We start from the raw sequence: 19,564 nt of genomic DNA, 5'->3' as shown, positions 1-19,564 counted from the left end.
ACTCCTTGTGGTGGTGCGCGAAATATCGAGGATAAGCATAGCGCTTTGTATGACAATTTGATGCATGAATGTTTCGCAAAAATCAGAGAAGAACCTTAGCATTCTGCGGGCGCGTTGTTTATATATATGGCAAACTGCGGTTTTTATTATGTTTTACCGAGTCCCCGTCTGAGAAAAAGCGAGATAACAATGAAATGGCTCTGCACTGTAGGCGTCGCCGTGAGTCTGGCGCTGCAACCCGCGCTGGCGGATGAACTGTTTGGTAACCACCCTCTGACCCCGCAGGCGCGGGATGCCTTTGTCACCGATCTGCTGAAAAAAATGACGGTAGACGAGAAAATCGGCCAGCTGCGTCTGATAAGCGTTGGCCCGGATAACCCGAAAGAGGCGATCCGCGAAATGATCAAAAACGGTCAGGTGGGGGCGATTTTTAACACCGTCACCCGGCCGGATATCCGCGTGATGCAGGATCAGGTGATGCAGCTTAGCCGCCTGAAGATCCCATTGTTCTTTGCCTACGATGTGCTGCACGGTCAGCGCACCGTGTTCCCGATAAGCCTCGGCCTGGCCTCATCGTTTAACCTTGACGCCGTGAAGACCGTGGGCCGCGTGTCAGCTTATGAAGCCGCCGATGACGGCCTGAACATGACCTGGGCGCCGATGGTCGACGTCTCCCGCGACCCGCGCTGGGGACGCGCTTCCGAAGGGTTCGGGGAAGACACGTATCTGACCACGATGATGGGCCAGGCGATGGTGGAGTCGATGCAGGGCAAGAGCCCGGCGGACCGCTATTCGGTGATGACCAGCGTCAAGCACTTCGCCGCCTACGGCGCGGTGGAGGGCGGGAAAGAGTACAACACGGTCGACATGAGCCCGCAGCGCCTGTTCAACGACTATATGCCGCCGTACAAAGCCGGGCTTGATGCCGGCAGCGGCGCGGTGATGGTGGCCCTGAACTCGCTGAACGGCACCCCGGCGACTGCTGATTCCTGGCTGCTGAAAGACGTCCTGCGCGACCAGTGGGGCTTTAAAGGCATCACGGTCTCCGACCACGGCGCCATCAAAGAGTTGATTAAGCACGGCGTGGCCTCCGACCCGGAAGACGCGGTGCGCGTGGCGCTTAAGTCCGGCATCAACATGAGCATGAGTGACGAGTATTACAGCAAGTACCTGCCGGGGCTGGTGAAGTCTGGCAAGGTGACCATGGCCGAGCTGGATGACGCCACCCGTCATGTGCTCAACGTCAAATATGACATGGGGCTGTTCAACGATCCTTACAGCCACCTGGGACCAAAAGATTCTGACCCGCAGGACACCAACGCGGAAAGCCGCCTGCATCGCAAAGAGGCGCGGGAAGTGGCCCGCGAAAGTCTGGTACTGCTGAAAAACCGTCTCGATACGCTGCCGCTGAAAAAATCCGGCACTATCGCGGTGGTCGGTGCGCTGGCGGACAGCAAACGCGACATGATGGGCAGTTGGTCCGCGGCCGGGGTGGCCGACCAGTCGGTGACCGTCCTGACCGGCATCAAAGAAGCGCTGGGTGATAACGGTAAAGTGATTTACGCCAAAGGGGCGAACGTCACTGACGATAAAGGCATCGTCGATTTCCTTAACCTGTATGAGAACGCGGTGCAGGTTGACCCGCGCTCGCCGCAGGAAATGATCGACGAAGCCGTCGCGGCGGCGAAGCAATCCGACGTGGTGGTTGCCGTGGTGGGCGAAGCGCAGGGCATGGCGCATGAGGCCTCCAGCCGGACCGACATCACCCTGCCGCAGAGCCAGCGCAATCTGATTGCCGCCCTCAAAGCCACCGGCAAACCGCTGGTGCTGGTGCTGATGAACGGCCGTCCGCTGGCGCTGGTGAAAGAGGATCAGCAAGCCGATGCGCTGCTGGAGACCTGGTTTGCCGGCACTGAAGGCGGTCACGCCATCGCCGACGTGCTGTTTGGCGACTATAACCCGTCGGGCAAACTGCCGATGTCTTTCCCGCGCTCGGTGGGGCAGATCCCAACCTACTACAGCCACCTGAATACCGGCCGGCCGTATAATCCGGAGAAACCGAACAAGTACACCTCGCGTTACTTCGATGAAGCCAACGGCCCGCTGTATCCGTTTGGTTACGGCCTCAGCTACACCACCTTTAGCGTCTCCGATGTCACCATGTCGTCAGCCACCCTGCCGCGCGACGGCAGCGTGACCGCCAGCGTGCAGGTGACCAACACCGGCAAACGCGAAGGGGCAACGGTCATTCAGCTGTATCTGCAGGACGTCACTGCCTCCATGAGCCGGCCGGTGAAAATGCTGCGCGGCTTTAAAAAGGTCAACCTCAAGCCGGGCGAAACGCAAACCGTCAGCTTCCCGATTGACGTCGACGCGCTGAAGTTCTGGAACCAGCAGATGAAATACGTTGCTGAGCCGGGCAAATTCAATGTCTTTATCGGCGTGGACTCCGCCCGCGTGAAGCAGAGCGAGTTTGAACTGTTGTAAGGAATAGCCCTTAAGCTCAACGTGACACGTTAAAGGCCGATTAATCGGCCTTTTCTTTTTCGTATCGCCAGCAAATGGACTACGCTTTTCTCTTAAGCTTCTGTAAGCGAAGCGCAAAAGAACTGAGGGAAGCGGGATGAAGATGGCAATGAAATGGTCCGGTGCGCTGGCGCTGGCCGCCCTGATAAGTTTACCGCTGCAGGCGGCGGAGCCGGTGAAGGTCGGCTCGAAAATTGATACCGAAGGCGCGCTGCTGGGCAATATGATCCAGCAGGTGCTGGAAAGCCACGGCGTAAAAACGATTAATAAAATCCAGCTCGGCACCACGCCGGTGGTGCGCGGGGCGATTGTCGCCGGCGAGCTGGATATCTATCCGGAATATACCGGCAATGGCGCCTTCTTCTTTAAAGATGAAAACGACCCGGCGTGGAAGCATGCCCAACAGGGCTATGAGAAGGTGAAGCGCCTCGATCAGGAGAAACATCAGCTGGTGTGGCTCACCCCGGCGCCGGCCAACAACACCTGGACTATCGCCGTGCGCCAGGACCTGGCGGAGAAAAATCACCTGACCTCGCTGGCCGACCTCAGCGGCTATCTGCAGCAGGGCGGCGAATTTAAGCTGGCGGCCTCGGCGGAGTTTATTGAGCGCCCGGACGCGCTGCCGGCGTTTGAAAAAGCGTATGGTTTCAACCTCAACCAGAACCAACTGCTGTCGCTGGCCGGGGGCGATACGGCGGTGACCATCAAAGCGGCGGCGCAGCAGACCTCGGGCGTAAACGCGGCGATGGCCTACGGCACTGACGGCCCGGTCGCGGCGCTGGGGTTACAGACGCTGAGCGATCCGCAGGGCGTGCAGCCGATTTATGCCCCGACGCCGGTGGTGCGTGAGGCAGTGCTCAAAGCCTATCCGCAGATCGCCGACTGGCTGAAGCCGGTCTTTGCCAGCCTCGATGAAAAAACCTTGCAGCAGCTGAACGCCCGTATTGCGGTGGAAGGCCAGGATGCGAAGCGCGTGGCGGCAGATTATCTGCAGCAGAAAGGCCTGCTGAAGTAAGCCACCGGTGACCATTCGCTGTACTCACCGCGTCGGCCTGCTGCTGACAGGTCTGCTGCTGGTTACGCTGGCGCTGCCGTTTATTACTTACGCGCCGAATCGCTTACTCTCCGGAGAAGGGCGCGGGCTGTGGCAGGTGATGCCCTGGCTCGCCGGCGTTCAGCTGGCGGCAGTCCTTGCCGGGATGCTGCTCTGCTGGCTGCCAGGCAAGGCCGCGCCGCTTCTTCACCTGCTGCTGGCCGAACTGCTCTTCCCGCTGCTTATCTGGGGCAGCGGACAGGCGGCGCTTGAGCTCTCCCGGCACGGCTCGCCGCTGGCGCGCACCTCGCCCGGCAGCGGCCTGTGGCTGTCGCTGGCGCTTTGTCTGCTGCTGGCCAGCGAGGCCATCCGTCATCTTACCGTCCGGCCGCTGTGGCGCTGGCTACTCAATGCGCAAGTCTGGCTGTTGCCCATCATCCTGCTCGCCGTCGGGGCGCTCGATCAGCTCTCTTTGCTGAAGGAGTATGCCAACCGTCAGGAAGTATTTGACGACGCCCTGCGCCAGCATCTGCTTCTGCTGTTCGGCACCCTGCTGCCGGGCCTGCTCATTGGCCTGCCGCTGGGGGTATGGCTGTGGCGACGTCCGCGCTGGCAGGCGCCGGCCTTCACCGTGCTCAATGTGATCCAGACTATCCCGTCGGTGGCGCTGTTCGGCCTGCTGATTGCACCACTTGCCGGTCTGGCGCGCTATTTCCCGGCGCTGGGCGAGCTGGGCGTCTCCGGGACCGGCATGGCGCCGGCCCTGATCGCCCTGACTTTGTATGCGCTGCTGCCGCTGGTGCGCGGGGTGGTGACCGGCCTGCAGCAGGTGCCGCAGGACGCCCTGGAGAGCGCGACGGCGATGGGCATGAGCGCCGGGCAGCGCTTTCGTCAGGTGCAGCTTCCGCTGGCGATGCCGGTGCTGCTGCGCAGCCTGCGGGTGGTCAGCGTGCAAACCGTCGGCATGGCGGTGGTGGCCGCGCTGATCGGCGCCGGCGGCTTTGGCGCGCTGGTGTTTCAGGGGCTGCTGAGCAGTGCGCTGGATCTGGTGCTGCTGGGCGTGGTACCGACCATTGCCCTGGCGGTGGTGGTGGATGCCCTGTTCGCCCTGTGGGGCGCCTGGCTAAAAGGAGAGGCCAATGATTGAGTTTGAAGGGGTCAGCAAAGTGTTTGCCGGCCACCCGGCGGTGAAGGACCTGACCCTGGAGCTGCGCGAAGGCGCCTTCTCGGTGCTGGTGGGGACCTCTGGCTCGGGCAAGTCGACGACGCTGAAGATGATCAACCGCCTGCTGGAGCCGGACCATGGCACTATTCGTTTTGCCGGCGAGGACATCCGCCAGCAGCCGGTCCTGACCCTGCGGCGGCGGATGGGCTATGCCATCCAGTCCATCGGCCTGTTTCCGCACTGGACGGTGGCGCAGAATATCGCCACTGTGCCGCAGCTGCAAAAATGGCCGCGGGCGAGGATCGCCGACCGGGTCGACGAGCTGATGGCGTTGTTAGGGCTGGAGGCGACGCTGCGCGACCGTTACCCGCATCAGCTCTCCGGCGGCCAGCAGCAGCGGGTGGGGGTGGCGCGGGCGCTGGCGGCGGATCCGGAGGTGCTGTTGATGGATGAGCCCTTCGGCGCCCTCGACCCGGTGACCCGCGAGGCGCTGCAGCAGGAGATGCTGCGCATCCACCGGCTGCTGGGGCGGACGATTGTGCTGGTGACCCATGATATTGACGAAGCGCTGCGTCTGGCGGACCACCTGGTGCTGATGGACGGGGGCGAGGTGGTCCAGCAGGGGGCGCCGCTGGAGATGCTCCTGCGGCCGAAAAATAGCTTTGTGCAGACCTTTTTTGGCCGCAGCGAGCTGGGCGTGCGCCTGCTGTCGCTGCGCGAGGTGGGGGACTATTTGCGTCCCGGCGAACGGCTGGCGGGCGAGGGGCTGACCGTCACCATGACCCTGCGGGAAGCGCTGTCGCAGTTTGTCGCCCGGCGCTGCGAGGCGCTGCCGGTGGTGGATGCCGAGGGGCAGCCCTGCGGTACGCTGCATTTTGCCGATCTGCTGCGCCAGGAGGCGAGCCATGAAGGCGTTTCGTGAGCCGCTGTGGTGGCTTATCGCGCTGTTTATCGGTCTGCTGGTAGGGCTGCCCTACAGCGCGCCGCTGTTCAGTCGGCTGTTCCCGGAGCTGCCGCGGCCGGTCTATCAGCAGGAGAGCTTCTGGGCGCTAACTCTCGATCACGGCTGGCTGGTGGTGGCGTCCAGTCTCGCGGCAACGGTTGTGGGACTGGGGGCAGGGGTGGCGGTCACCCGGCCCGCCGGCAGCGCGTTTCGCCCGCTGGTGGAGACCATCGCCGCTATCGGGCAGACCTTTCCGCCAGTGGCGGTGCTGGCGATGGCGGTGCCGGTGCTGGGATTTGGCTGGCTGCCCGCGCTCATCGCCCTCGCGCTGTATGGCATACTGCCGGTGTTGCAGGGGACGCTGGCCGGGCTGGGGTCGATACCGTCGGGGGTGTCAGGGGTGGCCGAAGGGATGGGAATGAGCGGCTGGCAGCGTCTGTATAAGGTGGAGCTACCGCTGGCGGCCCCGGTGATACTGGCGGGGATCCGCACCTCGGTCATCGTCAATATTGGTACCGCGACCATTGCTTCGACGGTGGGGGCCAGTACGCTCGGGACGCCGATCATCATCGGCCTGAGCGGCTTTAATACCGCCTATATTGTTCAGGGGGCGCTGCTGGTGGCGCTGGCGGCGATTATCGTCGACCGCGCGTTTGAGCGTCTGACCCGCTGGATCAGCCGACACCGCCACGCACAATAAAGGAATAGCCGGCCAGCATTACGCCGCTGATCCCGCCGATGGCCATAAGTAAGAAGAGGGTGACGACCGCGATTTTCGCTGGCTTCATAATAGGCTCCTGATGTTAACAGGGGGATTATACGGTGAAGCGCAGGTGTTAATGAAACATTAATTGCGGTTTAGCGTGCCGCGCCGGGGTTTTTGCCGCGTTTGCTCAGCAAATGCACCGGGAAAAGTGTGATCCTGTCCGTCATTTTTCATTTTTATGCAGGGCTTCAAAGAAAGTTTTCGCCAGGCAGGGTATGGTACGCGCTTTCAGGAATGTGTGGTTTGCGGGTATGTACGAATTTGATCTGGTGTTGCTGCTGCTTCAGCAGATGTGCGTATTTTTGGTCATCGCGTGGTTGATGAGCAAAACCCGGCTGTTTATCCCCCTGATGCAAGTCACCGTTCGCCTGCCGCACAAGCTGCTGTGCTACGTCACCTTCTCCATTTTCTGCATTATGGGGACCTATTTCGGTCTGCATATCGAAGACTCCATCGCCAACACCCGCGCCATCGGCGCCGTGATGGGCGGCCTGCTCGGCGGCCCGGTGGTCGGCGGGCTGGTGGGGCTGACCGGCGGCCTGCACCGCTACTCGCTGGGGGGAATGACCGCCTTAAGCTGCATGGTCTCCACCATCGTTGAGGGGCTGCTGGGCGGGCTGGTGCACAGCGTGCTGGTCAAACGCGGCCGGCCGGACAAGGTCTTTAGCCCGCTGACCGCCGGGGCGATCACCTTCGTGGCCGAGCTGGTGCAGATGATGATCATTCTGCTGATTGCCCGCCCGTTCCAGGACGCCCTGCATCTGGTGCAGAGCATTGCTGCGCCGATGATGGTCACCAATACCGTCGGTGCGGCGCTGTTTATGCGCATTCTGCTGGATAAACGGGCGATGTTCGAGAAATACACCTCCGCCTTTTCCGCCACCGCGCTGAAGGTGGCGGCGTCGACCGAGGGGATCCTGCGTCAGGGATTCAACGAAGAGAACAGCATGAAGGTGGCCCAGGTGCTGATCCAGGAGCTGGATATCGGCGCGGTGGCGATCACCGATCGCGACAAGCTACTGGCGTTTACCGGCATCGGCGACGATCACCATCTGCCGGGCAAGCCTATCTCCTCCTCGTATACGCAACGGGCGATTGAGACCGGGGAGGTGGTCTACGCCGATGGCAACGAGGTGCCTTACCGCTGCTCGATTCATCCGCACTGTAAGCTGGGGTCGACGCTGGTGATCCCCTTACGCGGCGAGAACCAGCGGGTGATAGGCACCATTAAACTGTATGAGGCGAAAAACCGCCTGTTCAGTTCGATCAACCGCACCCTCGGGGAGGGGATTGCTCAGCTGCTGTCGGCGCAGATCCTCGCCGGACAGTACGAGCGGCAGAAGGCGCTGCTGACGCAATCTGAAATCAAGCTCCTGCACGCCCAGGTCAACCCGCACTTCCTGTTTAACGCGCTTAACACGCTGAAGGCGGTGATCCGCCGCGACAGCGATCAGGCCGGCCAGCTGGTGCAGTATCTGTCGACCTTCTTTCGTAAGAACCTGAAACGGCCGACGGAAATTGTCACGCTTGCCGATGAGATCGAGCATGTTAACGCCTATCTGCAGATTGAGAAGGCTCGCTTCCAGGCTAACCTGCAGATCCAGATGGCGGTGCCCGAGGGGCTGGCGCATCACCAGCTGCCCGCTTTCACCCTGCAGCCGATCGTGGAGAACGCCATTAAGCATGGTACATCGCAACATCTTGGCGTCGGCGAAATTACCATCCGCGCCAGCCAGGACGATCGCTGGCTGCAGCTGGATATCGAAGATAACGCCGGGCTGTACCGGGCCAACCCCCAGGCCAGCGGACTGGGGATGAATCTGGTGGACAGGCGTCTGCGGGCGCGTTTTGGCGCCGACTGCGGCATCAGCGTCACCTGCGAGCCGGAGCGCTTTACCCGTGTCACCCTACGTCTGCCCCTGGAGGAGAATGCATGCTGAGAGTATTGATCGTCGATGATGAGCCGCTGGCGCGGGAAAACCTGCGTATTTTGCTGGAGACTCAGCGCGATATCGAGATCGTCGGCGAGTGCGGCAACGCGGTGGAGGCGATTGGCACAGTACATAAGCTGCGCCCTGACGTGCTGTTTCTCGACATCCAGATGCCGCGCATCAGCGGTCTGGAGATGGTCGGGATGCTCGACCCGGAGCATCGCCCCTATATCGTGTTTCTCACCGCTTTTGATGAGTACGCGGTGAAAGCCTTTGAGGAGCACGCTTTTGACTATCTGCTCAAGCCGATTGAGGCCGTGCGGCTGGAGAAAACCCTGGCCCGCCTGCGTCAGGAGCGCAGCCTGCAGGACGTGTCGCTGCTGGATGATGCCCGGCAGACGCTGAAATACATTCCCTGTACCGGCCACAGCCGTATCTGGCTGCTGCAGATGGAGGATGTGGCCTTCGTCAGCAGCCGGATGAGCGGCATCTACGTGACCGATCGCGAGGGAAAAGAGGGCTTTACCGAGCTGACCCTGCGCACCCTCGAGAGCCGCACGCCGCTGCTGCGCTGCCATCGCCAGTATCTGGTGAATATGGCGCACCTGAAGGAGATTCGCCTGGAAGAGAACGGCCAGGCGGAGCTGCTGATGCGCGCCGGGCAAACGGTGCCGGTGAGCCGGCGCTATTTAAAAAGCCTGAAAGAAGCGATTGGCCTGTAAAACTGCTACACTGCGCCCCATTGCAACATCGACAGTAAAAGGCACTCATGCTCAGTAATGATATTCTTCGTAGCCTGCGCTACACCCTGAAAGCCAATAATAACGATATGGTGCGCATTCTTGCGCTTGCCGATATGGAATCCACCGCCGCCAGCTTCGATACCTGGATGACGAAAGAGGATGAAGAGGGTTTTGTCCGCTGCCCGGATATTATCCTGTCGGGTTTCCTCAACGGCCTTATCTATGACAAGCGCGGCAAAGATGATTCGGCGCCGGAGCTGGCGCTGGAGCGTCGGGTGAATAACAACACGGTGCTGAAAAAGCTGCGGATCGCCTTCTCGCTGAAAACGGACGATATCCAGGCGATCATGAGCGAGCAGAAATACCGGGTGTCGGTGCCGGAAATCACCGCCATGATGCGCGCCCCGGAGCATAAAAACTACCGCGAGTGCGGGGATCAGTTTATGCGCAACTTCCTGCGCGGGTTGACCCACCGGGTGCATCACCCGAAGGCGTGATGTTTAGCCGGGTGGCGGCTTCGCCTTACCCGGCCGACAAAACCCGTAGGCCCGTGTAAACGTAGCGCCGCCGGGCAAAAAAAAGCCGGAGATACTCTCCGGCTTTTTTGTTATTTCACCTGCTGACCCGGCTTCGCGCCGTCGTCAGGGCTTAACAGGAAGATATCCTTCCCGCCAGGGCCGGCGGCCATCACCATGCCCTCGGAGATGCCGAAGCGCATTTTCCGCGGCGCCAGGTTGGCGACCATCACCGTCAGGCGGCCAATCAGCGGCTGCGGATCCGGGTAAGCGGAGCGGATGCCGGAGAAGACGTTACGTTTTTCGCCGCCGAGATCCAGCGTCAGGCGCAGCAGCTTGTCGGAGCCCTCGACGAATTCCGCGTTTTCAATCAGCGCCACGCGCAGATCGACTTTGGCGAAATCGTCAAAGGTGATGGTCTCCTGAATCGGATCGTCCGCCAGCGGACCGGTGACCGGCGCCGCGGTGGCTTTCACCTCTTCTTTAGAGGCTTCCACCAGCGCTTCCACCTGTTTCATCTCGATGCGGTTGTACAGCGCCTTGAACGGATTCACCTTATGCGCCAGCAGCGGCTGCTGAATGGCATCCCAGCTCAGTTCGCTGTTGAGGAATGCCTCCGCACGCGCCGCCAGCTGCGGCAGCACCGGCTTCAGCCAGGTCATCAGCACGCGGAACATGTTCAGGCCCATGGTGCAGATGGCCTGCAGGTCGGCGTCGCGGCCTTCCTGTTTCGCTACCACCCACGGCGCCTGCTCATCGACGTAGCGGTTAGCCACGTCGGCGAGGGCCATGATTTCGCGGATTGCCTTACCGAACTCGCGGCTGTCCCATGCTTCACCGATGCTTTCTGCCGCGTCGGTGAAGGTTTTATACAGCGCCGGGTCGGCCAGCTCAGCGGCCAGCACGCCGTCGAAACGCTTGCTGATAAAGCCGGCGTTGCGTGAGGCGAGGTTAACCACCTTGTTGACGATATCCGCGTTCACGCGCTGCACGAAATCTTCCAGGTTCAGGTCGATGTCATCGATGCGCGAAGAGAGCTTGGCGGTGTAGTAGTAGCGCAGGCTGTCAGCGTCGAAATGATTTAACCAGGTGCTGGCCTTGATAAAAGTCCCGCGCGACTTGGACATCTTCGCGCCGTTAACCGTTACGTAGCCGTGCACGAACAGGTTGGTCGGCTTACGGAAGTTGCTGCCTTCCAGCATCGCCGGCCAGAACAGGCTGTGGAAGTAGACAATGTCCTTGCCGATAAAGTGATACAGCTCGGCCGTGGAGTCTTTCTTCCAGTATTCGTCGAAGCTGGTGGTGTCGCCGCGCTTGTCGCACAGGTTCTTGAAGGAGCCCATGTAGCCGATCGGCGCGTCCAGCCAGACGTAGAAATATTTGCCCGGCGCGTTGGGAATTTCGAAGCCGAAGTACGGCGCATCGCGGGAGATGTCCCACTGCTGCAGGCCGGATTCGAACCACTCCTGCATTTTGTTCGCTACCTGCTCCTGCAGCGCGCCGCTGCGGGTCCACGCCTGCAGCATTTCGCTGAACGACGGCAGGTCGAAGAAGAAGTGCTCGGAGTCACGCATTACCGGCGTAGCGCCGGAGACCACCGATTTCGGGTCGATAAGTTCGGTGGGGCTGTAGGTCGCGCCGCACACTTCGCAGTTATCGCCATACTGGTCCGGAGATTTGCACTTCGGACAGGTGCCTTTCACAAAACGGTCCGGCAGGAACATGCCTTTTTCCGGATCGTAGAGCTGAGAGATGGTGCGGTTTTTAATAAAACCGTTCTCTTTCAGGCGGGTGTAGATAAGCTCCGACAGCTCGCGGTTCTCGTCGCTGTGCGTCGAGTGATAGTTATCATAGCTGATGTCGAAGCCGGCAAAATCGGTCTGATGCTCCTGACTCATCTCGCCAATCATCTGCTCCGGTGTGATACCGAGCTGCTGCGCTTTGAGCATGATCGGCGTGCCGTGGGCGTCGTCGGCGCAGATGAAGTTGACCTCGTGGCCGCGCATTCGCTGGTAACGGACCCAGACATCAGCCTGGATGTGCTCCAGCATGTGGCCGAGGTGGATGGAGCCGTTGGCGTACGGCAGGGCGCACGTTACCAGAATTTTCTTCGCGACTTGAGTCATAGTGAGCATTACATCTTCTGTTGTAAAAAGGGCTTCCGATATTACCAAAAGGGCTGTGGGTGCGCCATAAATGGCTGCCCATATATGGATAATCGTTAGCTGTGATAAACTCTGTGATTACTGAAAGCATCTCAAAACAACAAAGGAGTCGGGATGAATTCGCAATCCCAGGCCAAATCCCCTGAGCGCCTACGTGCGATGGTCGCCGGGACGCTGGCCAATTTCCAGCACCCAACCCTGAAGCATAATCTCACCGCCCTCAAGGCGCTGCACCATGTCGCCTGGCTGGACGATACCGTTCATATTGAGCTGCAGATGCCGTTCGTCTGGAGCAGCGCCTTCGAAGTGCTGAAAGAGCAGTGCAGCGCCGAGCTGCTGCGCATCACCGGCGCGAAGGCCATCGACTGGAAGCTGACCCACAGCATCGCGACCCTCAAGCGCGTGAAAAACCAGCCCGGGGTCAACGGCGTGAAGAACATTATCGCCATCAGCTCCGGCAAAGGCGGCGTCGGTAAATCTTCTACTGCCGTAAACCTGGCGCTGGCCCTGGCGGCGGAAGGGGCGAAGGTGGGCATTCTGGATGCCGATATCTACGGTCCGTCGATTCCGACCATGCTGGGCGCCGAAGACAGTCGCCCGACCTCGCCGGACGGCACCCATATGGCGCCGATCATCAAGTATGGCCTGGCCACCAACTCTATCGGCTACCTGGTGACCGACGACAACGCCATGGTCTGGCGTGGTCCGATGGCCAGCAAGGCGCTGATGCAGATGCTGCAGGAGACCCTGTGGCCGGATCTCGACTACCTGGTGCTGGATATGCCGCCGGGCACCGGCGACATCCAGCTGACCCTGGCGCAGAACATTCCGGTGACCGGTGCGGTGGTGGTCACCACGCCGCAGGACATCGCGCTGATCGACGCCAAAAAAGGAATCGTGATGTTCGAGAAAGTGGAAGTGCCGGTGCTGGGGATCGTGGAAAACATGAGCATGCATATCTGCAGCAACTGCGGGCACCACGAGCCTATCTTCGGCACCGGCGGCGCGCAAAAACTGGCCGAGAAATACCACACCCAGCTGCTGGGTCAGCTGCCGCTGCATATTACGCTGCGGGAAGATCTGGATAACGGCACGCCGACGGTGGTGGCGCGTCCGGACAGCGAATTTACCGACATCTACCGCCAGCTGGCGGGCCGGGTGGCGGCCCAGATGTACTGGCAGGGAGAAGTGATCCCGGGTGAGATTGCCTTCCGCGCCGTTTAAGGCCGCGGCGAGCGCATCAGCCAGTATCTGCCCTCGGGCGACGCGCCCTGTGCTTCGATGGTCCAGCCATGACGCTGGTAGAAGCGCAGGGCGTTTTTATTTTCCATCAGGCATTTCAGCGTTCCGCTGGCGGTAAAGCTCCGTTCGACCTGCGCCAGCAGCGCGCTGCCGATATGTTTGCCCTGCCAGTCGGGGTCGACAAACAGATGGTGAAGGAAATTATCGGCGGTCCATACGGCGGCAAAGCCCACCGGCTGGCCGTCGCATTCCGCGACCCACAGTTGTTCATCCGCGGTGGCGGCATCGAAATCCTCCAGCCGCCACGCCGCGGCGGGAAGCCAGGTCCACGATAAACTGCGCGCCCGCAGGAAGATCTGGCGCAGCGCCGGAGAGTCCGCTGGCTCGCCGGGGCGGACGTGGAGGTTGCGCGGATCAGCGATGATAGAAGATCTCGCCATCGTACACTTTGAGGATTTTGCCTTCGGTATCAGTGATCAGCACGTAGTTACCGCCCATGTAGGTCCAGTGGCTGCCGGCGTCCGGTGCAGGCAGGTTACGCTGCTGCCACTGTTTGATGTTGTATTCCGGGGTGAGGTACATCGCCGGAACGGTGTCGCCGATGTGAAACTGGGTGAAATCGGCAGTGAACTCTTTCAGCGCATACTGATCGATCCCCGCGGCAGTAGCCGTCCAGCTGGCGCCAGCGGTGGCAAGAAGTACGCCCAGAAGCATCATTTTTGTTTTACGCATAATTTCCTCAATATTACCTGGACTCAAATTAGCAGCCTCGTATCATTCCTGATGCGTTGCTGAAATGGCAAGCACTGGATTTTTAAAAAGTGTAAGCAAAACACGGCACAAGTCTTGTGCCGCTTGCGTTGCAGCGACGGTGATGCGTATTTTGGGAGCAATCTGAAGCAGGGGAGAATCGGCATGTTCAGGCTGGAAGATCTGACCTTATTTGTCCGCGCCGCGGCACTGGGCAGTTTTAGCGACGCGGCGCGCGAAGCCGGACAACAGCCGGCGCAGGTCAGCGCGGCGATTAAGCGTCTGGAGACGATCCTCAATATTCGCCTGTTTGCCCGTTCGACCCGCAGCCTGCGCCTGACGCCGGAGGGGGAGACCTGGCTGCCCTACGCCACCCAGATGCTCGATACCCTTGAAGCCGGTCTGCAGAAGATCCAGACCCCGGACGATGAAGTTCGCGGCATGTTGCAGATTGCCGTGCCGTCGGACCTCGGGCGTAATCTGCTCCTGACCCTGTTCCGAGATTTCCGCCAACGCCACCCGGCGCTGCGTCTGCGGCTGCTCTTTTCCGATCAGTTAACCGACGTGTTTAAAGATCCGGTGGACGTCGCGTTTCGCTATGGCAATAACGACGATGCCTCGTTTATCTCGCTGCCGGTGGCGCCGGAAAATCGTCGGGTGCTGGTGGCCTCGCCTGAGTGGATCGCCCGCCACGGCGAACCGCAGACCCTCGAGGAGCTCAGCCAGCACAATGCGTTGATCTACATTTTGCGCGGCCGTCCGTTCGACCGCTGGTCGCTGAGCCTCGACGGTGTGGTTAAGCAGCAGAAGGTCTCCGGCACGGTGATGAGCGACGACGCCGAGGTGATCCGTCGGCTGGCGGTGGCCGGAGAGGGCATTGCCTATAAATCGATGCTCGACGTCAGCGACGATCTGCGGGCGGGGCGCCTGCGGCGCCTGCTGCCGCGTTATCAGGGGGATGTGGTGCCGTTGAATCTGATTTGTCCGCACCGCAAACAGCTCTCTGCCGCGGTGCGTTTGTTATATGAAGAGGTGAAATCACATTGTGAAGGGCTTAATGCCTGACTAAGGTCGCGAAGTAATACACCAGCGGGACAGCCAGCACCCACAGGCCAATCGGGATTTCCCGCCACTTGCCGGCGATAGCCTTGATCACAATGTAAAACAGCAGCCCGCCGGCAATCCCGGTGCCGAAGCTGTTGGCGATAAGGGTGATCATCACCATCATCAGCACCGGCAGCCCGTCGGTGAAGTTGCCAAGATCCACTTTGCGCAGGCCGCTGAACATGTTGAGGCCAATCAGGATCAGCGCTGGGGCGGTGGCTTCTTTCGGGATCATCAACGCCACCGGCGTGAACAGCAGCATCAGCAGGAACATTACCGCCGCCGACAGGGCGGTGAGGCCGGTTTTGCCGCCGGCTTCCGCTGCCGCCGAAGACTCAATCAGTGCCGTCGCCGCCGGGATGCCCACCCATGGGCCGAGCGCGGCGGCAATCGAATCGACCATAAACGGGCGATTAATCTGCGGCATGTTGCCTTCTTCATCCAGCAGCCCCGCCTCGCCGCCCACCGCCAGCGTCGTCCCCATGGTGGAGAAAAACTCAGAAGCGAAAAAGACGAACAGGAACGGCAGGAAGGCGATGTTTAACGCCCCCAACAGGTCAACCTGCCCCAGCACCGGGGTTAGCGAATGGGGAACGTCGATAAAACTTGTCGGCAGATGGGTGACGCCGAAGGGGATGCCCACCAGCGTGGCGCACAGAATGGCCCACAAAATCGCGCCCGGAACCTTACGCGCCTGCAGGGCTATCGCCAGGAACAGGCCGCACAGCGCCACCAGCGCGCCGGGGGCGAGAAAGTCGCCGAGCATCAGCGCGTTGGTTTTCGCATTGGCCAGCACCAGCCCGGCATTGCGAAAGCCGAGGACGGCGACAAACAGGCCGATGGAGGCGGTGAGCCCCAGCTTGATCGACTGCGGTACCGAGCGGGTGACCACTTCGCGCAGGCCAAAGCGGGTCAGCAGGAAGAAGAGGATCCCCGACCAGCAGGCAATCCCGAGGCCAGTCTGCCAGCCAATCGCTTCGCTACCGGCCAGCGTCACTCCCACCAGCACCGAGCCGCCAATCCCCGGGCCGACGATAAACGGCAGGTTGGCATAAAACGCCATCAGCAGAGAGCCGACGACGAAGACCAGAATGGTGCCGGTGGTGGCGGCGCCTTTGTCCATCCCGCCGATCGCCAGCAGCCCCGGGATGACCACCAGTAAATAGGCGGCGGCGAGAAAGCCGGTGATCCCGGCCAGGCATTCGGTGCGTAGCGTACCGCCGCGCGAGCGCAGCGCAAAGCGGCGCTCCAGCCAGTTAGCGCGGGCGGAAGAGTGAAGTGTGTTATCGGCCATGCTCAGGCTCCCTGAGGATTATTGTTGTGATCGGTTGGCTCCGGGGTCTCCCGGCAGGCTATCAACGGGTCGACTATCTGGCGGCTGCCGCCGTCGGTCAGACCCAAATCGGTTAAATGCGGCCCGGCGTTACAGGCAAGGCAGGTTCCTTCAATGGCCTTGAACACCCGGTACGGTGGCTCCCAGTCGGCGACTTGGCTGCTCAGATCGCGCAGCTCGCGGAACTGACGCGCCAGCTCGGCGGCCGGGAGATCCGACAGCATGCCGGCAATCGGCATTGCCACATGGGCAAGGATCTCGCCCTGTTGCGCCAGCGCCATCCCGCCGCCGGAGGCGATAAGCTGGTTGGCCGCCAGCGCCATATCATCAGCGTCGCGCCCGAGCACCACCAGATTGTGCGAGTCGTGGGAGTAGCTGGTGGCGATGGCGCCGCGCAGCTCACCCCAGCCTTCGAGCAGGGCGATTTGCGGTGTCGCCTGGTGGCGGCCGTGGCGGTGTTTAACCCAGATCAGACTGAAGCCGGCGGGCAGCTGGACTTTCCCGTCACGAACCTGCACTTCCACTTCGCCCCACTGGGTGAAGCGCGCGCCGCGGATATGACGCAGGCGGGCGACGCCGTGACGAATGCCCTGGACGCGCAGAACAAAGTCATCGGCGCGGAGGGGGGCGATCGGCAAAGTATCGCGCGGCGGCGTCACGCCCGGCGCGGGGGCGATCGGCTTCAGCAGGCGGCCAGCATGGGCCAGCCGTTCCCCCCCAACGTAGACTTCACGGGCCACCAGTTTCTCCAGGGAATCAAACACCACCAGATCCGCGCGCCGCCCGGCGGCAATCAGCCCGAGATCGTGGCGCTGCAGGCGAATAGCGGCGTTGAGGGTGGCGAATCGCAGCGCATCGACCGCCGGTAAACCGTGCTCGATCAGCAGGTTAAGCAGGGCGATGATCCCGCCTTTCTCCAGCAGCATATCCGGCGGCACGTCATCGGTGCAGACGGTGATTTGCGAGGAGAGGTGCGGCAGCGTTTTTAACGCCGCGACGATATCCGGCAGCAGATAGGGGTGCGAGCCGCGGATCTCGATCGTCAGACCGGCGCGCAGTTTTTCCAGCGCGTCGTCCGCCGAGGTCAGTTCATGATCGGAGGTGACGCCGGCGGCGAGGTAGGCCTGCAGGTCAGCGCCGCTCAGGCCGCGGGCGTGGCCTTCAATCAGTTTGCCGCTGTTGAGACCGGCCTGGACAATCTCCTGCATCCGCTCGCTACCGTGCAGCACGCCGTGCATATCCATCACTTCCGCCACACCGCGCACTTCCGGCCAGCCGAGCATGGTCTCCATCTCCGCGCCGGCGAAATCGGCGCCGGACATTTCGAGACCTGGCGTGGAGGGGACGCTGGACGGCGCGGCGACCATCACCTGCAGCGGCAGATGGCGGCTGGCGTCAACCGCGTAGCGCACGCCCTCGACGCCGAGGACGTTGGCCAGCTCATGCGGATCCCAGAACACCGCGGTGGTGCCCTGGGTGAGGACGATTTCCGCGTAGCGCTCCGGCGGCAGGTGCGAGCTTTCGAGGTGTACGTGGGTGTCCATCAGGCCGGGGGACAGGTAGCCACCGGCCAGGGAACGTACTTCATGGGCGTCGGTGCGGCTGCCGCGCGGGTGGACGCTGGCGATCATCTCGCCGACGATACCGACGTCAGCGGGGCGAATTTCGCCCGTGGCCATATCGACGATCTGCGCCTCGACCAGCAGCAGATCAAACGGGGATTCGCCGCGCGCGGCCTGCACGGCGCGACGACGGACTTGAGCATTGCTGGACATAACCACTCCGGCACAAGGATAATGCGGATACTCTATGGGCACAGCAAACGTTTGCCCAGATGAATAAATTTATCACCCGATAAGCTCGGGTTATTGTGCAGGACCACCGTAGCGAACCCGATAATGAACGAACCCTGGCAGCGTCTGCCCGCGCTCTCTCTTAAACAGCTTCAGTATTTCGTCACTCTGGCCCAGCTGCGCCATTTTACCGATACCGCCAGTCGGCTGGCGATTAGCCAGCCGGCGCTGAGCAGCGCGCTGCGGCAGATTGAAACGGTGCTCGGCGGCAAGCTGGTCAACCGTACCGCTTCGGCGGTCACCCTGACTGAACTGGGGGCGGCGATTTTACCCCACGCCCAGCGGATCCTCAGCGTAGCGCAGGCGGCCTTTTTCGATATGCAGCAGATCGTCGAGGCGGGCGGCGACGGGACAGTGCGCATCGGTCTGGTGCCGTCGGTCAGTTCGCTGCTGTTCCCATTGCTGCCGCAGACCCTGGCCCAGGCCTTTCCGCGTCTGCGCATTGAATTTCACGATCAGACCAACGATGCGCTTATCCAGGCGCTGCTGCGCGGCGAGATTGATTTCGGCATCGGGGCGATCGACAGCTCAGTGCCTGCTGAACTGCTGGTCTATCCGCTGCGCGAAGATCCCTTTGTGGCGGTGCTGCACCGTGACGATCCGCTGGCCGCGCAGGCGCACTTGCCGTGGAAACAGCTGGTGGGGCGGGATATTGCCGTCTTCTCGAAGGGTAATATTCAACGGCTGGTGGCGGCATTAGTGGAGAGCCATCGCCTGACGCTGACCACCCGCTACCAGGTGGACTATATCGAAACCCTGTATGGCCTGGTGCGCTCGCGCTTAGCGGTGGCCATTCTGCCGGCGCTGTACACCACCCATCTGCAGGACCCGGCGCTCCAGGTCGCCCAGTTGCAGCAGCCGGCGCTGACCCGTACGGTGGCCCTGATGCGCGGCCCGCAGGCGCTGCCGCCGCTTATCGAAGCCTGTTTTTCCCTGCTGCAGGGAGAATTGCGCTAGGGCAGGTGCTTGATCAGCACGTCTACGGTTAAGTGATTGATGTACTCCAGCGAGTGTGAGGAGAGGACGCCCAGCAGTCGATTATGGTGCCCGGCAATAATTAAATCGATCTGCCGCTGCCGAACGCAGGTTTCCACGTCTTCAAACCGGCGGGTGGTCACCAGCGAGAGGGTTTCAACCTGCAGGGAGACAGTGCAGGCCAGCTCGTTGAGCAGGGCCTTGGCCTGGATCACCTCCTGTGAAACCTGATCGTCGCGCAGGCTGTCGGAAACATAGTTCAGCGCCCGATAGTCGGTGCTGATGTGGGCGATGGTGATGCGCATGCCGTTCTCTTCTGCCATTCTGGCGGCATGCTCGAGCAGCGGGACGCCGTCCTGACTGCTGTTAATCAGTACCAGCGCATGGTGATAAACGGCCATGGCGTATATCCTCGGTAGGCTAAATAGCGCATGATGTCATCATTTTCCGCCCGCCAGCAGCGGAATGCAATCCCGCCTGGTCGCTTGATGAGCATGATGGCCGCGCGGGTGTCGTTGCA

At 61.3% G+C, this 19,564-nt stretch carries 18 protein-coding genes; 11 read left to right on the top strand and 7 right to left on the bottom strand.

Annotation, left to right across the window (positions count from 1 at the left end; translation table 11 throughout):
* Positions 1-189 precede the first annotated feature (189 nt).
* From bglX to A1WC_RS08290, 5 genes are all read left to right on the top strand, one after another.
* Positions 190-2,487 carry a beta-glucosidase BglX gene (gene bglX, locus A1WC_RS08270; protein WP_004201601.1) on the top strand — a complete coding sequence of 766 codons (2,298 nt, stop codon included), beginning with the start codon at positions 190-192 and terminating at the stop codon, positions 2,485-2,487.
* A gap of 136 nt (positions 2,488-2,623) precedes the next feature.
* Positions 2,624-3,541, top strand: coding sequence for an ABC transporter substrate-binding protein (locus A1WC_RS08275; protein ID WP_016161543.1), 918 nt, complete (start codon positions 2,624-2,626; stop codon positions 3,539-3,541).
* 7 nt (positions 3,542-3,548) lie between these two features.
* The gene (locus tag A1WC_RS08280) at positions 3,549-4,706 is read left to right on the top strand and encodes an ABC transporter permease (RefSeq protein WP_016161542.1); all 1,158 of its coding nucleotides are present in this window, start codon (positions 3,549-3,551) and stop codon (positions 4,704-4,706) included.
* The gene (locus A1WC_RS08285; RefSeq protein WP_016161541.1) at positions 4,699-5,646 is read left to right on the top strand and encodes an ABC transporter ATP-binding protein; all 948 of its coding nucleotides are present in this window, start codon (positions 4,699-4,701) and stop codon (positions 5,644-5,646) included. Before A1WC_RS08280 ends, A1WC_RS08285 begins: the two co-directional genes overlap by 8 nt.
* Entirely contained in the window at positions 5,630-6,367 is a 738-nt protein-coding gene (locus A1WC_RS08290) for an ABC transporter permease (RefSeq protein WP_016161540.1), read from the top strand. Before A1WC_RS08285 ends, A1WC_RS08290 begins: the two co-directional genes overlap by 17 nt.
* Here the strand turns inward: A1WC_RS08290 and A1WC_RS26515 are convergent.
* A complete protein-coding gene (locus tag A1WC_RS26515; RefSeq protein ID WP_002912762.1) occupies positions 6,342-6,455 on the bottom strand; it encodes a protein YohO in 114 nt (37 codons plus the stop codon). The two genes, A1WC_RS08290 and A1WC_RS26515, sit on opposite strands and share 26 nt — an antisense overlap.
* Positions 6,456-6,684: 229 nt before the next feature.
* Here A1WC_RS26515 and A1WC_RS08295 point away from each other — a divergent pair, with 229 nt between their 5' ends.
* The 3 genes from A1WC_RS08295 to A1WC_RS08305 are packed head-to-tail and all read left to right on the top strand — an operon-like array spanning position 6,685 to position 9,604.
* Positions 6,685-8,373, top strand: coding sequence for a sensor histidine kinase (locus A1WC_RS08295; RefSeq protein WP_002912760.1), 1,689 nt, complete (start codon positions 6,685-6,687; stop codon positions 8,371-8,373).
* The gene (gene btsR, locus A1WC_RS08300) at positions 8,367-9,086 is read left to right on the top strand and encodes a two-component system response regulator BtsR (RefSeq protein ID WP_016161538.1); all 720 of its coding nucleotides are present in this window, start codon (positions 8,367-8,369) and stop codon (positions 9,084-9,086) included. Before A1WC_RS08295 ends, btsR begins: the two co-directional genes overlap by 7 nt.
* 47 nt (positions 9,087-9,133) lie before the next feature.
* Complete coding sequence (locus tag A1WC_RS08305; RefSeq protein WP_008804053.1) at positions 9,134-9,604, top strand: DUF1456 family protein; 471 nt, start codon at positions 9,134-9,136, stop codon at positions 9,602-9,604.
* A 110-nt stretch (positions 9,605-9,714) separates the two neighbouring features.
* Here A1WC_RS08305 and metG read toward each other — a convergent pair whose 3' ends face one another.
* Positions 9,715-11,748 carry a methionine--tRNA ligase gene (metG, locus tag A1WC_RS08310; protein ID WP_002912753.1) on the bottom strand — a complete coding sequence of 678 codons (2,034 nt, stop codon included), beginning with the start codon at positions 11,746-11,748 and terminating at the stop codon, positions 9,715-9,717.
* Positions 11,749-11,901: 153 nt separating this feature from the next.
* On the opposite strand from metG, the gene apbC reads away from it, so the two are divergent.
* A complete protein-coding gene (gene apbC, locus A1WC_RS08315) occupies positions 11,902-13,011 on the top strand; it encodes an iron-sulfur cluster carrier protein ApbC (RefSeq protein WP_008804054.1) in 1,110 nt (369 codons plus the stop codon).
* Here apbC and A1WC_RS08320 read toward each other — a convergent pair.
* Positions 13,008-13,469: a GNAT family N-acetyltransferase gene (locus A1WC_RS08320; RefSeq protein WP_008804055.1), complete on the bottom strand. Its 462-nt coding sequence runs from the start codon at positions 13,467-13,469 to the stop codon at positions 13,008-13,010. The two genes, apbC and A1WC_RS08320, sit on opposite strands and share 4 nt — an antisense overlap.
* Entirely contained in the window at positions 13,444-13,761 is a 318-nt protein-coding gene (locus A1WC_RS08325; protein ID WP_002912749.1) for an RcnB family protein, read from the bottom strand. The genes A1WC_RS08320 and A1WC_RS08325 overlap by 26 nt, the downstream gene beginning before the upstream one ends.
* A gap of 183 nt (positions 13,762-13,944) precedes the next feature.
* Between A1WC_RS08325 and A1WC_RS08330 the strand changes: the two genes are divergently transcribed.
* The gene (locus A1WC_RS08330) at positions 13,945-14,844 is read left to right on the top strand and encodes a LysR family transcriptional regulator (RefSeq protein WP_016161537.1); all 900 of its coding nucleotides are present in this window, start codon (positions 13,945-13,947) and stop codon (positions 14,842-14,844) included.
* On the opposite strand, the gene A1WC_RS08335 is transcribed toward A1WC_RS08330, so the two are convergent.
* Both A1WC_RS08335 and A1WC_RS08340 read right to left on the bottom strand, forming a co-directional pair.
* Positions 14,834-16,177: an NCS2 family permease gene (locus tag A1WC_RS08335; RefSeq protein ID WP_016161536.1), complete on the bottom strand. Its 1,344-nt coding sequence runs from the start codon at positions 16,175-16,177 to the stop codon at positions 14,834-14,836. The genes A1WC_RS08330 and A1WC_RS08335 overlap by 11 nt on opposite strands.
* Positions 16,178-16,179: 2 nt before the next feature.
* Positions 16,180-17,991 (bottom strand): adenine deaminase, encoded by a 1,812-nt coding sequence (locus A1WC_RS08340; protein ID WP_012541049.1) that lies wholly within the window; start codon positions 17,989-17,991, stop codon positions 16,180-16,182.
* 120 nt (positions 17,992-18,111) lie between these two features.
* Here A1WC_RS08340 and A1WC_RS08345 point away from each other — a divergent pair, with 120 nt between their 5' ends.
* A complete protein-coding gene (locus A1WC_RS08345; RefSeq protein ID WP_074195595.1) occupies positions 18,112-19,026 on the top strand; it encodes a LysR family transcriptional regulator in 915 nt (304 codons plus the stop codon).
* Here A1WC_RS08345 and A1WC_RS08350 read toward each other — a convergent pair.
* Entirely contained in the window at positions 19,023-19,445 is a 423-nt protein-coding gene (locus A1WC_RS08350; RefSeq protein WP_016161535.1) for a universal stress protein, read from the bottom strand. The genes A1WC_RS08345 and A1WC_RS08350 overlap by 4 nt on opposite strands.
* Between the last annotated feature and the right edge of the window lie 119 nt (positions 19,446-19,564).

This window comes from Klebsiella sp. KTE92 (assembly GCF_000398905.1).
Classification (GTDB): domain Bacteria; phylum Pseudomonadota; class Gammaproteobacteria; order Enterobacterales; family Enterobacteriaceae; genus Klebsiella; species Klebsiella variicola.
The sequence above is the reverse complement of the archived record's forward strand: the minus strand, read 5'-3'. Positions and strand labels throughout refer to the sequence as shown.

What these genes read in the sequence shown, in the direction of transcription:
- A1WC_RS08350 (WP_016161535.1), bottom strand. Translation starts at nt 19,445, where the DNA reads ATGGCCGTTTATCACCATGCGCTGGTACTGATTAACAGCAGTCAGGAC.
- A1WC_RS08305 (WP_008804053.1), top strand. Translation starts at nt 9,134, where the DNA reads ATGCTCAGTAATGATATTCTTCGTAGCCTGCGCTACACCCTGAAAGCC.
- A1WC_RS08285 (WP_016161541.1), top strand. Translation starts at nt 4,699, where the DNA reads ATGATTGAGTTTGAAGGGGTCAGCAAAGTGTTTGCCGGCCACCCGGCG.
- A1WC_RS08325 (WP_002912749.1), bottom strand. Translation starts at nt 13,761, where the DNA reads ATGCGTAAAACAAAAATGATGCTTCTGGGCGTACTTCTTGCCACCGCT.
- A1WC_RS08330 (WP_016161537.1), top strand. Translation starts at nt 13,945, where the DNA reads ATGTTCAGGCTGGAAGATCTGACCTTATTTGTCCGCGCCGCGGCACTG.
- A1WC_RS26515 (WP_002912762.1), bottom strand. Translation starts at nt 6,455, where the DNA reads ATGAAGCCAGCGAAAATCGCGGTCGTCACCCTCTTCTTACTTATGGCC.
- metG (WP_002912753.1), bottom strand. Translation starts at nt 11,748, where the DNA reads ATGACTCAAGTCGCGAAGAAAATTCTGGTAACGTGCGCCCTGCCGTAC.
- btsR (WP_016161538.1), top strand. Translation starts at nt 8,367, where the DNA reads ATGCTGAGAGTATTGATCGTCGATGATGAGCCGCTGGCGCGGGAAAAC.
- A1WC_RS08290 (WP_016161540.1), top strand. Translation starts at nt 5,630, where the DNA reads ATGAAGGCGTTTCGTGAGCCGCTGTGGTGGCTTATCGCGCTGTTTATC.
- A1WC_RS08320 (WP_008804055.1), bottom strand. Translation starts at nt 13,469, where the DNA reads ATGGCGAGATCTTCTATCATCGCTGATCCGCGCAACCTCCACGTCCGC.
- A1WC_RS08275 (WP_016161543.1), top strand. Translation starts at nt 2,624, where the DNA reads ATGAAGATGGCAATGAAATGGTCCGGTGCGCTGGCGCTGGCCGCCCTG.
- A1WC_RS08340 (WP_012541049.1), bottom strand. Translation starts at nt 17,991, where the DNA reads ATGTCCAGCAATGCTCAAGTCCGTCGTCGCGCCGTGCAGGCCGCGCGC.
- A1WC_RS08295 (WP_002912760.1), top strand. Translation starts at nt 6,685, where the DNA reads ATGTACGAATTTGATCTGGTGTTGCTGCTGCTTCAGCAGATGTGCGTA.
- A1WC_RS08335 (WP_016161536.1), bottom strand. Translation starts at nt 16,177, where the DNA reads ATGGCCGATAACACACTTCACTCTTCCGCCCGCGCTAACTGGCTGGAG.
- bglX (WP_004201601.1), top strand. Translation starts at nt 190, where the DNA reads ATGAAATGGCTCTGCACTGTAGGCGTCGCCGTGAGTCTGGCGCTGCAA.
- apbC (WP_008804054.1), top strand. Translation starts at nt 11,902, where the DNA reads ATGAATTCGCAATCCCAGGCCAAATCCCCTGAGCGCCTACGTGCGATG.